Below are 12,529 nucleotides of genomic sequence, written 5' to 3' on the forward strand. Positions count from 1 at the left end.
CTGGCCCGGCTCCGCGCGATACGCACGTGCGGACCGATGCTGGTGTACGGCCCCACCCAGACCAATCTGTCGAGCTCAGCTTTCGGATCAACATTGGCTTAGAGTGGATGACCGCCCTATTACTACCCCGCCGGCTGGCTCGCATCCTGCGCACTGCGAATGGTACACATGATTTCCGCTTCCAGCGCCACCGTGCCGTCGACCGAACCGACTGCCTTGTATTTCCAGAGGCCGCGCGACACGCGCAGGATTTCCACGTCCATCTTCAATTGGTCGCCCGGTTCGACGGGACGCTTGAAGCGCGCATTGTCGATGCCGACAAGGTACACGACCGAATTCTCGTCCGGCTTCACGCCCATCGACAGGAACGACAGCAGGGCCGCCGTCTGCGCCAGCGCTTCGATCATCAGCACGCCGGGCATGACCGGCTTGTGCGGGAAATGGCCCTGGAAAAACTCTTCGTTGACCGTCACGTTCTTGATGGCGGTGATCGTTTTATCGGCTTCCCAGTCCAGCACGCGGTCGACCAGCAGCAGCGGATAGCGGTGCGGCAGCAGCGATTTGATGGCGAGGATGTCGAGGGTTTTTTTCTCAGTACTCATTTTTCGTCTTGCGTGGTCAGTGTTTTAATCGTTTTTTCAAGCGCGCGGATTTTCTCGCGCATGCTTGACAGATTGCGCACGATGGCCGCGCTCTTTTCCCAGTCGGCGTTCTTGGCCAGCGGATAAAAGCCCGTGTACTGGCCCGCTTCCAGGATCGAACGCGAGACCATGCTGCCCGAGCCCACGTGGACGCGGTCGGCAATGGTCAGGTGGCCCAGCACCATGGCGGCGCCGCCAAAGGTGCAGTACTTGCCGATGATGGCGCTGCCGGCCACGCCGACACAGCCGGCCATGGCCGTGTGCGCGCCGATATGGCAGTTGTGGCCGATCTGGATCTGGTTATCGAGCTTGACGCCATCTTCGATGATGGTGTCGGCCAGTGCGCCGCGGTCGATGGTGGTGTTGGCGCCGATATCGACATCGTCACCGATCACCACCCTGCCCGTCTGCGGTATCTTGATGTAGACGCCGCCTTCGTTGGCGAAGCCGAATCCGTCGGTGCCGATCACGGCGCCCGAATGGATGATGCCGCGCTGGCCGATCACGCAGCGCGCGTGGAAGGTCACGTTGGCGAACAGCTGGGTACCGGCGCCGATGACGGCGTCGCGCCCCACCACGCAGCCGGGTCCGATGACGCAGCCGGCGCCGATCACGGCGCCCGCTTCGATCACCGCATGCACGCCGACGGAGGCGCTGGCGTCAACCTGCGCGCCGGCGTCGACAAAGGCGCCCGCATGGATGCCGATTGGTGCCTTGATCTCGTGCAGGGCGGCGAAATACTGCGCCGCGCGCGCGAAATACACATAGGGATTCGGGGTGACGATGCGCGCGCCGGCGTAGTCGACGCCGATCAGCGCATCGTCGGCCGGCGTGAGGATCAGCGCGGCGGCGCCGCTCTGGGCCGCCTGTGCGCGGAATTTGCTATTGCTGAGAAAGCTGATGTGCGAAGCGCCGGCGTCGGCCAGCGGTGCGATACCTGACACTTCCAGGTTGGGATCGCCCGCCAACTGCCCGCCGAAGCGTTCGACCAATTCTCCTAGTCGAGTGCCCATCTAATTACCTCTATTCTAATATCACTTGTCCAGCGCCTTCAATACCTTGTCGGTAATGTCGATGCGCGGGCTGGCCCACAGGGCTTCCTGCAGCACGATGTCATATCCTTCGATATGCGCCATCTGCTGGATGATGGTGTTGGCCTTTTCCGCGATGGCGCTGCGCTCTTCATTCGTGCGCTGGCTCAGGTCTTCGCGGAACTCGCGCTGGCGGCGTTGCAGCTCCTTGTCCAGCTCGAAGAACTCGCGCTGGCGCTTGGCGCGCTCCGCCTCGCTCAGGGTCGGCATGTCCTTTTCCAGGGCTTCGTTGGCCACCTTGAAGCGGGCAGCCAGTTCCTGCACGGCTTTTTCGCGCGAGCGGAACTCTTCGGCCAGCTTGGCGCTGGCCAGCTTGGCCAGCCTCGATTCGTTATAAATACGTTCGCTGCTGATCCAGGCGATCTTCGACTCCTGAGCCTGCGCCTGCACCGGCAACAGCGAACTCCAGCACAATGCGATCACGGCAAGGGTCTTGGGCAGGGTAGCGGATGCGGTGTTCATGATACTCCATGGTCAAAAAGTAAAAGCTGTCGCCCCCGTTCAGATGGCCGGTTAGAAACCGGTGCCCATCTGGAACTGGAAGCGCTCCAGGCGGTCCGTCGGCTTGGCGTTCAGCGGCTTGGCGTAGCTCAGCTTGAGCGGGCCCACCGGTGAAATCCAGCTGATGCCCAAGCCAGCAGAATAGCGCAATTGCGAGATCCGCATTTTTTCGCCTTCCTGGTAGACCTGGCCGCCGTCAAGGAAACCGAACCAGCGCAAGCTGCGGTCATTGCCCGAACCGGGGAATGGCATCTGCAGTTCCGCGTTACCGATCAGGCGCGAAGCGCCGCCCAAGGCATCGTTGGTGCTCGGTTCGACCGCGCCCAGCGAGGAACTCAGGTAGCCGCGCACCGAACCGATGCCGCCGCCGTAGAAGTTCTTGAAGACCGGATACACGTGCTTGCCGATACCGTGGCCGTAATCGATCTCGCCCTTCAGCGCCAGGGTGACCTTGCTGAACAACGGACGGAAATACTGGTGCTCATAAATGGCGCGGAAGTATTTCTGGTCGCCGATCAGGTCGGCCTCGAGGTTGACGCGTTGGTAGCGGCCGATCGATGGCGTCAGGGCGCTGTCGCGGCTGTCGCGCTGCCATGCCGCCGTCAGCGGGATGGAATTCGTGGTGGCCGAACCGATACCGTCGGACGGGCCGCCATTGTCGATCACGTACTGCTTGAAGCGGATCGGGCTGGTGATGTCCGTTTCGATGCGTGAGCGCTCGGCGCCGATGCCGAAAAAGACGGTGTCGACTTCCGAGAACGGCACGCCGAAACTGACGCGGCCACCGGTCTGCTTGATCTTGTAGCTGCCGATGTTCAGCGCCGGCGGTTCCGTCGTGCGCAGATAGACTTCGAAGCTGCGCGAAATGCCGTCGTCCGTGAAGTACGGATTGGTTTGCGAAAACGCGATCGTGCGGCTGTAATGGCTGGTATTGAGTTCGATGCCGACCGTGTTGCCGCTACCGGCGAAGTTGGCTTGCGAAATCGAGGCCGACAGGGTGAATTTTTCCGATTGCGAGAAGGCGCCGCCGATCAGGAAGTTACCGGTGGGTTTTTCCACCACCGTCACGTTGACGTCGACCTGGTCGGTCGTGCCCTGCGCTTCCGGCGTGTCGATGGTCACGTCCTTGAAGTAGCCGAGGCGGTCGACACGGTCGCGCGACAGCTTGATCTTGTTGCTGTCGTACCAGGACGATTCGAACTGGCGGAATTCGCGGCGGATGACTTCATCGCGCGTGGTGGTGTTGCCGGCGATATTCATGTGGCGCACGTAGACGCGCTTGCCCGGATCGATGAAGAAGGTGAAACCGACTTCATGCTTTTCGCGGTTGATTTCGGGATTGGCGTTAACGTTGGCAAAGGCATAGCCGAACGTGGCCAGGCGGTCCTGGATGCGCTTGTTCGTCGCCGTCAGGCGCGCGCCCGAGTAGATGTCGCCTTCGCGCATCAGGTTCAGCGCTTTGAGCTCTTCTTCGCGGCCGAACATCTCGCCTTCGAACTTGGTGCCGGCGATCTTGTACTTTTCACCTTCGGTGATGTTGATCGTCAGATAAATATCTTTTTTATCGGGCGTGATCGACACTTGCGTCGAATCGACCTGCATCTCGATGTAGCCGCGGTCCAGGTAGTAGGACTTCAGCGCTTCGATGTCGCCCGTCAGCTTGGTCTTCGAATACTGGTCGGCCTTGGTGTACCAGCTGAACCAGCCGCCCGTGTTCAGGGCCAGCTGCTCGCGCAGTTCCTTGTCCGTGAAGGCCTTGTTGCCGACGATGTTGATCTGCTTGATGCGAGCCACGTCTCCCTCGTCGACGGCGAACACCACGTTGACGCGGTTGCGCTCGATCGGCGTGACGGTGGTGGTGATCTTCACGCCGTACAGGCCATGCGACAGGTACTGGCGCTTGAGTTCCTGTTCCGCGCGGTCGACGGAGGCCTTGTCGAAAATCTTGGCTTCACCGACGCCGATTTCCTTCAGCGCCTTGACCAGCACGTCCTTTTCAAATTCCTTGGTACCGGTAAATGCCACGCTGGCGATGGCCGGACGTTCCTCGACCAGCACCACCAGCACGTCGCCATCGGCTTCCAGGCGCACATCCTTGAACATGCCCGTCGCATACAGGGCCTTGATGGCGGCAACGCTCTTCTCGTCGGAGAACGTTTCGCCGACCCGCACCGGCAGGTAGGCAAAGACGGTGCCCGCTTCAGTACGCTGGATCCCTTCGACCCGGATGTCCTTGACAGTGAACGGCTGGACGGCCAGCGCGTGGCCGGAACAGATGGCCATGACGGCGGCGCCGATCAGGCTGCGGCGAAAGGAAGGCAAGGCAAAACGAGCAGAATGTAATTTCATTGGGGTTATTCAATGGGTAAATCAATGGACAACATACACAAAAGATTGCTTGTGCGACTCACGCAATGGCCTCAACCAGCGCCCTAATTCAGCAATCGCAACACGTCATTAAAGACGGCAAGCACCATCAAGGTCAGCAACAAACCTATCCCCAGGCGCTGGGCAATCTCGCCTACGCGCTCCGGCAAGGGGCGTCCGGTCAAAACTTCCAGCGAATAATACAGCAAATGCCCGCCATCCAGAACAGGAATGGGTAGCAAATTCATCACGCCCAGACTGATACTGATGAAGGCGATGAAGCTCAGGTAGCTTACCAAGCCGATGCGCGCCGTCTGGCCCGCGTAATCGGCGATGGTAATGGGCCCCGTCACATTCTTCAGAGAAACCTGGCCGGTGATCATTTTGCCCAACATTTTCAGGCTCATGACACTGGTATCCCAGACCTTGGCGGACGCCTTGCCCACGGCAGAGATCGGTCCGGAGGCCACGGTGATCATATCCGGCACCTGTCCCAGCTTTGCTTGTATCTTACCAACTGTTACAGCTCCCTCTGCCCCGGCGCCCTGCACGGCGTCCGGCGTAATGGGCAAGGTCAAGTCCTGGCCCTGGCGCAAGAGCTGCAATTGCAAGGTGCGACCCGGCGCCTGGCTCAGGGTGGCGATGACGGCCGCCACGTCGTGCACGGGTTGTTCGTCAATGGCCAGGATCTGGTCGTTTTTCTGCAGGCCGGCGCGCGCGGCGGCGCCATCGGGCATGATTTCCATCAGGGTGGGCGCGGAACGGGCCAGGGTCAACCCCAGCTTGCCCAGCACGTCGCCTTCCAGGTCCGTCTCCGTCAGGCTGGCCGTCGGCAAGGTCGCTTCCTGCTGACCACGGTCGGGACGGCGCACTTCGATGCGCGCCGGCAACTTGTCGAGGGTAGCCTGGATCAGTTCCCAGCGCAGCTCGGACCAGCTGGCCACGGGCTTGCCATTTACCGACTCGACCGTATCGCCGCTGCGCAAGCCGGCCGCATAGGCGGCAGTCTGTTCGGCCACGGGACCGAGCTTGCTCGACGGCTCTTCGATGCCATGCATGAACAGGCCCGCGTACAGCACGATGGCGACGAGGAAGTTGGCCAGCGGGCCGGCGGCCACGATGGCGATGCGGCGCCACACGCTCTGGCGCGTGAATTCGCGGCGCAATTCGCTTTCCGGCAAGTCGCTGAGGTCTTGCGCGCGGCTGTCGAGCATGCTGACATAGCCGCCCAGCGGCAGCGCGGAGATCGCCCATTCCGTCTGGTCCTTGCCAAACTTGCGCGAATACACCACTTTTCCCATGCCGATCGAGAAACGCAGCACTTTCACACCGCACCAGCGCGCCACCAGGTAGTGGCCCAGCTCGTGCAGGGTAATCAGCGAACCGAGCGCGACGATAAAGGCCAGCAACGTGGTGATGAGCGTCATGCAGCAAGCCTTTGCGCGATATACGCTTGCGCGGCCGCTCTGGCCCGGCGGTCCTGCTCCATCACGGCGTCGATGCTCGAAGCGGCGCCATGCGGCACCGTCTCGATCACGTGCGCGATGACCCTGTCGATCTGGCGGAAGCCGATCTGTTCGTCAAGAAACGCTTGCACGGCCACTTCATTGGCCGCATTGAGCAAAGCCGGCGCCGTGCCGCCCGCACGCAAGGCGTCAAAGGCCAGCGCCAGGCAGGGGAAACGGCGGAAATCGGGACGTTCGAACTGCAAGGTGGCCACTTGGGCCAGGTCCAGCTGCGCTACGCCGGAAGCGATGCGCTGCGGATACGCCAGCGCATGGGCGATCGGCGTGCGCATGTCCGGATTACCCAGCTGGGCCAGCACGGAACCGTCGATGTACGAAACCATCGAATGGATCACGCTTTGCGGGTGGATCAGCACCTCGATCTGGTCGGCCGGCGCGCCGAACAGCCAGTGCGCCTCGATCACTTCCAGGCCCTTGTTCATCATGGTGGCCGAATCGACGGAAATCTTGCGCCCCATGGCCCAGGTCGGATGCTTGCATGCCTGGTCCGGCGTGACCGTGTCGAGCGTCTCGACGTCGCGCGTCAGGAAAGGGCCACCGGAAGCCGTCAGCACGATTTTCGCCACGCCCGCGGCGCCCGGCGCGCGGCCATGGGCGTGCGGCATGCATTGGAAGATGGCGTTGTGTTCGCTGTCGATGGGCAGCAGCACGGCGCCGTTGTCATGCACGGCATCGATGAACAGCTGGCCGGACATGACCAGCGCTTCTTTATTGGCCAGCAATACTTTCTTGCCGGCACGCGCTGCCGCCAGGGTGGGCGCCAGGCCGGCCGCGCCGACGATGGCCGCCATCACGCCCGTCACCTGCGGCGCGCTGGCGATGTCGCACAGGGCGTCCACGCCGTACTCGACTTGCGTATCGACGCCCTGCCCGCGCAGCAAACGCGTCAGTTCAAGGGCGGCGTCGGCCGTGCCGACGACGGCGCGCCGGGGGCGGAATTGCAGGCACTGGGCGGCCAGTTCGGCCACGCGGCTGTGGGCGCTCAGCGCATACACGCTGTATTGCTCCGGATGACGCGCGAGCACGTCCAGTGTGGACACGCCGACCGAGCCGGTCGCGCCAAGAATGGTAATGTATTGCATGAGTTTCCTTAAAGCCAACTGGCCACGAGGGCGGCAAATGGCAAGACCGGGATCAGCGCATCGATACGGTCGAGTACGCCGCCATGGCCGGGCAGCAGCTTGCTGCTGTCCTTGATGCCGGCGCGGCGCTTCAGCTGGGATTCGAACAGGTCGCCGATGATGCTGGCCGCAACGATCAGCAGCAGCACCAGCAAGGCCACCAGCCAGCCACGGCGCAATTGCAGCTGCACGGCGAAGGTGTCTTGCAAGACCGGCAGCGATGGCGCGGCCACGATGGTGATGGCGGAGATGACCAGCACGGCGATGCCGCCGCCGATGGCGCCTTCCCAGGACTTACCTGGGGAAATACTTGGCGCCAGTTTGCGCTTGCCGAACGCCTTGCCCGAGAAATAGGCGCCGATATCGGCGATCCACACGAGGGCCATCACGGACAGCAGGTACAAAGGGCTATGCAGGAACAGGGCGATGATGGCGACGAAGCAGCCGACGATGGTCACCGGGTACACGAAGCTGAGCAAGGTATTGCCCAGGCCTTCGGTGGGCGGCAAGCCTGTTGCCAGAGAAGGCACGAAGCGGATCAGCCAGATGGCCACGCACAGGGCGAACCAGAAATTGAGCTGCGCCATGCCGTTGCCGACAAAAAAAGTATACGCGAAGGCGGCAGTCCAGACGGCGGCGATCAGCAGCGCCTGGCGATTTTTGAAGATGCGGAAGCTTTCCCATACGGCGGCGCCGAAGAACGCCGTGGCGATCACGGCGAAGGCGGGGAAATAATTCAGATACAGAACCGGCAGCAAGACCGCCAGGAGGACCAGGGCGGTGATTATCCGTGTTTTCAGCATCAGTTTGTCTTTTCAGTTAATTGCGCGCTGGTACGGCCAAAGCGCCGTTCGCGCTGCTGGTAAGACGCGATTGCCGCGTCGAGGCACTCGCCATTGAAGTCGGGCCAGAAAGTTTCGGTGAAAAACAACTCAGTGTACGCCAGTTGCCACAGGAGGAAATTGGAAATGCGCTGCTCGCCGCCCGTGCGGATGAACAGGTCGGGCTCGGGTGCGTAAGCCATGGCCAGGTGCGGCGCCAGTTGCTCTTCCGTGTAAGCGTGTCCGGCAGGCTGGCCATCGGCGAGCGCCTCGGCCGTCATTTTATTGACTGCCTGCATGATGTCCCAGCGGCCGCCGTAGTTGGCGCAAATGGACACCGTCAGGCGCGTGTTGTTCGCCGTCTTGCGCTCCGCATTAGTGATCAGGGTTTGCAGCTCGTCGTTGAAGCGCGACAAGTCACCCACCACCTTCAGGCGGATGTCGTTCGCATGCATCTTGACCACTTCGCGTTCCAGCATCGTGACGAACAGGCGCATCAGCATCGACACCTCTTCTTCCGGGCGGCGCCAGTTTTCCGAGCTGAAAGCAAACAGGGTCAGGTATTCGACGCCGCGCTCGATACAAGCCTCGACGATGCCGCGCACGGCATCCGCGCCCTTGACGTGGCCAGCCACACGCGGCAGGAAGCGCTTGGTTGCCCAGCGACCATTGCCATCCATAATGATTGCCACATGGCGCGGCACCGTGCCCACTTCAGGTACTGCCGTTGTCGAACTCGAATAGATCATGAAAACACGAATACCAAAAAATAAAAGATAACTATTATGCTCCAAATAGCACTGCCCGGAAAAGCCGTGCTTTCCCGGGCAGCGCCAAAAGGACTGAAAACTAGACGGTCAGCACTTCTTTTTCTTTGTCGACAACCATCTTGTCGATGTCGGCAATAAACTTGTCCGTCAGCTTCTGCACTTCTTCCGACGAGCGGCGCTCATCGTCCTCGGAGCAGGCTTTTTCCTTGACCAGTTTTTTCAGCGACTCATTCGCATCGCGGCGAATGTTACGCACGGCGATCTTCGCGTCTTCCGCTTCGCTCTTGACCAGCTTGACCATTTCCTTGCGGCGCTCTTCCGTCAGCGGCGGCGTCGGAACGCGGATCAGATCGCCCTGTGCCGATGGGTTCAGACCCAGGTCGGCGTCGCGGATGGCTTTTTCGATGGTGTTGGCCATCTTCTTCTCGTACGGCTGCACGCCGATGGTGCGCGCATCGATCAGGGTCACGTTGGCCACCTGGGTCAGTGCCGTCGGCGAACCGTAGTACTCGACCATCACATGGTCCAGGATACCCGTATGGGCGCGGCCGGTACGCACTTTGGCCAGGTCGGCCCGCAGTGTTTCCAGCGACTTCGTCATGCGTTCCTGGGTGTTCTTTTTAACGTCAGCTAAGGACATTACTGTACTCCTTGTCTTGATAATAATGAATATTGCTACTTCGCTTGCGATGAAAACACCAGCGCAGTCGGAAGTGCCGAAAACCGTTCAGGGCAAGGCGCAGCGCCGAAGACAGTACGAATGTACGGCGAGGCACTGCAACGCAGCCATGGACGGTTTCTCGGCGCTCCGCTTCCCTTATACGTGAACCAAGGTGCCTTCATCTTCGCCCATGATGACGCGCATCAGCGCGCCCGGCTTGGTGATCGAAAACACTTTAATCGGCAGTTTCTGGTCGCGGCACAGGGCGAATGCGGTGGCATCCATTACTTGCAGATGCTTGGCGATGGCGTCATCGAACGTAATCGTGTGGAACAGGGTGGCGTTCGGATCCTTCTTCGGATCGGCCGTGTAGACGCCGTCGACCTTGGTGGCCTTCAGGACGATCTCGGCGCTGATCTCGGAACCGCGCAGGGCCGCTGCCGTGTCGGTGGTGAAGAACGGATTGCCGGTACCGGCGGCAAAGACGACCACTTTGCCTTCTTCCAGGTATTGCAGGGCTTTCGGGCGGACGTACGGCTCGACCACTTGTTCGATGCCGATGGCCGACATGACGCGCGCGGTAATGCCGACATGGCGCATGGCATCGGCCAGGGCCAGTGCGTTCATCACCGTGGCAAGCATGCCCATGTAGTCGGCGGTGGCGCGGTCCATGCCTTGCGCACCAGGCGCGACGCCGCGGAAGATATTGCCGCCGCCAATCACGATTGCCAGTTCCACACCCAACTTCGCCACCTCGGCCACATCGGCCACCATGCGCTCGATCGTGGCGCGGTTGATGCCGTAGGGATCATCGCCCATCAGGGCTTCGCCGGACAACTTGAGGAGGACGCGCTTGTAGGCTGGTTTTGACATGAGCTGGGGCTCCATAAATGAGGTTATTCGAGTATGACATGGCGCAGCGCCTTGCAGCGCCGGATAGGCGGGAGGAAGCTGCCCATGCCGCCGCCCGGCACACAGGTGCGGGCGGGCCAAAAAAACGGGCCTCTCGGCCCGCTTTACTTACGCTCCCTGGGAGGCAGCCATCTGTGCTGCGACTTCTGCTGCGAAGTCGTCTTGCTTCTTCTCGATGCCCTCGCCCACTACGTACATGGCGAAACCTTTGACGCTGGTGTTAGCCGCCTTCAGCATTTGCTCAACCGACAGCTTGTCGTTTTTCACGAAAGCTTGGTTCAGCAGGGAAACTTCTTTCAAGAACTTCTGTACGGAACCTTCCAGGCGCTTGGCCAGGATTTCCGGCGATTGCGCTGGCTTGCCTTCGGCGGCCGCTTTGGCTGCGTCTTCTTCGGCTTTCAGTTGTGCAACCGAACGCTCTTTTTCGATCAGTTCCGCAGGAACTTCGTTCGACGACAGCGACACTGGCTTCATGGCAGCGATGTGCATGGCCACGTCTTTGCCCACTTGCTCATCGGCGCCGTCGAATTCGACGATCACGCCAATGCGCGAACCGTGCAGGTACGAAGCCAGCTTGGCGCTGGTTTCGAAACGCTGGAAGCGGCGGATGGTCATGTTTTCGCCGATTTTGCCGATCAGGGCAGCGCGCACGTCTTCCAGGGTCTTGCCATCGAGTGGCAGGGCCAGCAGGGCAGCGACGTCAGCCGGGTTGTGTTCCGCTACCAGACGGGCAGCGTTGTTGGCCAGTGCCAGGAAATCGTCGTTTTTCGCAACGAAGTCGGTTTCCGAGTTCACTTCGACCAGGGCGCCTACGCCATTGGCGATGTAAGTTGCCACGACGCCTTCAGCGGTGATGCGTGCCGATGCTTTCGATGCCTTGCCGCCCAGTTTGACGCGCAGGATCTCTTCCGCACGAGCCATGTCGCCTTCGGCTTCGGTCAGTGCTTTTTTGCATTCCATCATTGGTGCGTCGGTTTTGCCGCGCAATTCGCCTACCATCGCTGCTGTAATCGCTGCCATGTGTTTCTCCTGATTCGGTGAGTCGATAGTCGCGGCCGGGCATGCATGCCTCGCCAGCGGTCACTATCGTTTTTTGTTAAAAAAAAGGGGGAGCTGCTGCCACCCCTTTTCCCTTACTGCTGTGCTTACAAACGGCTATCTTGCGATAGCCTGGCCATTAAGCCTGTTCGTTAACTTCGACGAATTCGTCGCCAGCGGCTGCTTTAACCATTTCAACAACTTCGTTACCGGCAGCTGCACGGCCTTCGATGATTGCGTCAGCAACACCGCGAGCGTACAACATGATGGCTTTCGAGGAGTCATCGTTACCTGGGATCACGAAGTTCACGCCTTCTGGGGAGTGGTTGGTATCGACAACGCCGATGACCGGGATACCCAGTTTAGCTGCTTCGGTGATCGCACCTTTGTGGTAGCCGACGTCGACGACGAAGATTGCGTCAGGAATGCCGCCCATGTCCTTGATGCCGCCGATCGATTTTTGCAGCTTGATCATTTCGCGGGAGAACATCAGCGCTTCTTTTTTCGACAGCTTCTCGATCGAACCGTCTTCGATCATCACTTCCATGTCTTTCAGACGCTTGATCGAGGTTTTGATCGTTTTGAAGTTGGTCAGCATGCCGCCCAACCAACGTTGATCAACGAAAGGCACGCCAGCGCGTTGCGCTTCAGCAGCGATGATTTCGCGAGCTTGACGCTTGGTGCCAACCATCAGAATGGTGCCACGGTTTGCAGCCAGTTGACGCACGTGCTTCATTGCGTCCTGGTACATCGCCATGGTTTTTTCCAGGTTGATGATGTGGATCTTGTTGCGATGGCCGAAGATGAACGGTGCCATTTTTGGATTCCAAAAACGGGTTTGGTGACCAAAGTGGACACCGGCTTCCAGCATTTCGCGCATTGTTACGGACATTATTAACTCCAGGGTTGGGTCTGGAATCCGATCAGTCACCATACAGGCACCCTTGTCGACCGGATTCGCGTGTTTATATAAATTAAAGACACTGTTTTACTGCATTGCTTAAAAGAGAATTCAAGCAACCCGGGATTCTACACTGAAATGCCTGCCGCATCAAGTCCGCACCGCAAATCGCGCGCCCT

12 protein-coding genes are annotated in these 12,529 nt (G+C 60.2%); all 12 read right to left on the reverse strand.

What is annotated here, in order from left to right; translation table 11 throughout:
* Positions 1 to 122: 122 nt before the first annotated feature.
* Positions 123 to 602 carry a 3-hydroxyacyl-ACP dehydratase FabZ gene (gene fabZ / locus CSQ95_RS22380; protein ID WP_070311812.1) on the reverse strand — a complete coding sequence of 160 codons (480 nt, stop codon included), beginning with the start codon at positions 600 to 602 and terminating at the stop codon, positions 123 to 125.
* Positions 599 to 1,654 (reverse strand): UDP-3-O-(3-hydroxymyristoyl)glucosamine N-acyltransferase, encoded by a 1,056-nt coding sequence (lpxD, locus tag CSQ95_RS22385; RefSeq protein WP_099411122.1) that lies wholly within the window; start codon positions 1,652 to 1,654, stop codon positions 599 to 601. Before lpxD ends, fabZ begins: the two co-directional genes overlap by 4 nt.
* A gap of 21 nt (positions 1,655 to 1,675) precedes the next feature.
* Complete coding sequence (locus CSQ95_RS22390; protein WP_046684967.1) at positions 1,676 to 2,194, reverse strand: OmpH family outer membrane protein; 519 nt, start codon at positions 2,192 to 2,194, stop codon at positions 1,676 to 1,678.
* A 51-nt stretch (positions 2,195 to 2,245) separates the two neighbouring features.
* Positions 2,246 to 4,582, reverse strand: a complete 2,337-nt coding sequence (gene bamA / locus CSQ95_RS22395; RefSeq protein WP_070221517.1) for an outer membrane protein assembly factor BamA — start codon at positions 4,580 to 4,582, stop codon at positions 2,246 to 2,248.
* A gap of 83 nt (positions 4,583 to 4,665) precedes the next feature.
* On the reverse strand, positions 4,666 to 6,027 hold the full coding sequence (gene rseP, locus CSQ95_RS22400; protein WP_099411123.1) for an RIP metalloprotease RseP: 1,362 nt from the start codon (positions 6,025 to 6,027) through the stop codon (positions 4,666 to 4,668).
* Entirely contained in the window at positions 6,024 to 7,208 is a 1,185-nt protein-coding gene (ispC, locus tag CSQ95_RS22405; RefSeq protein WP_099411124.1) for a 1-deoxy-D-xylulose-5-phosphate reductoisomerase, read from the reverse strand. The genes rseP and ispC overlap by 4 nt, the downstream gene beginning before the upstream one ends.
* 8 nt (positions 7,209 to 7,216) lie before the next feature.
* Complete coding sequence (locus tag CSQ95_RS22410; protein WP_099411125.1) at positions 7,217 to 8,050, reverse strand: phosphatidate cytidylyltransferase; 834 nt, start codon at positions 8,048 to 8,050, stop codon at positions 7,217 to 7,219.
* Positions 8,050 to 8,817 (reverse strand): polyprenyl diphosphate synthase, encoded by a 768-nt coding sequence (gene uppS / locus CSQ95_RS22415; protein ID WP_099411126.1) that lies wholly within the window; start codon positions 8,815 to 8,817, stop codon positions 8,050 to 8,052. Before uppS ends, CSQ95_RS22410 begins: the two co-directional genes overlap by 1 nt.
* Positions 8,818 to 8,917: 100 nt before the next feature.
* Positions 8,918 to 9,478: a ribosome recycling factor gene (frr, locus tag CSQ95_RS22420; protein WP_070221522.1), complete on the reverse strand. Its 561-nt coding sequence runs from the start codon at positions 9,476 to 9,478 to the stop codon at positions 8,918 to 8,920.
* A gap of 177 nt (positions 9,479 to 9,655) precedes the next feature.
* Positions 9,656 to 10,372, reverse strand: coding sequence for a UMP kinase (gene pyrH, locus CSQ95_RS22425; protein ID WP_034752258.1), 717 nt, complete (start codon positions 10,370 to 10,372; stop codon positions 9,656 to 9,658).
* A 147-nt stretch (positions 10,373 to 10,519) separates the two neighbouring features.
* The gene (gene tsf, locus CSQ95_RS22430) at positions 10,520 to 11,431 is read right to left on the reverse strand and encodes a translation elongation factor Ts (RefSeq protein ID WP_034752260.1); all 912 of its coding nucleotides are present in this window, start codon (positions 11,429 to 11,431) and stop codon (positions 10,520 to 10,522) included.
* 157 nt (positions 11,432 to 11,588) lie between these two features.
* Positions 11,589 to 12,341, reverse strand: coding sequence for a 30S ribosomal protein S2 (gene rpsB, locus CSQ95_RS22435; protein ID WP_010397614.1), 753 nt, complete (start codon positions 12,339 to 12,341; stop codon positions 11,589 to 11,591).
* Between the last annotated feature and the right edge of the window lie 188 nt (positions 12,342 to 12,529).

It is taken from the genome of Janthinobacterium sp. BJB304 (genome assembly GCF_002735765.1).
Taxonomy (GTDB): domain Bacteria; phylum Pseudomonadota; class Gammaproteobacteria; order Burkholderiales; family Burkholderiaceae_D; genus Janthinobacterium.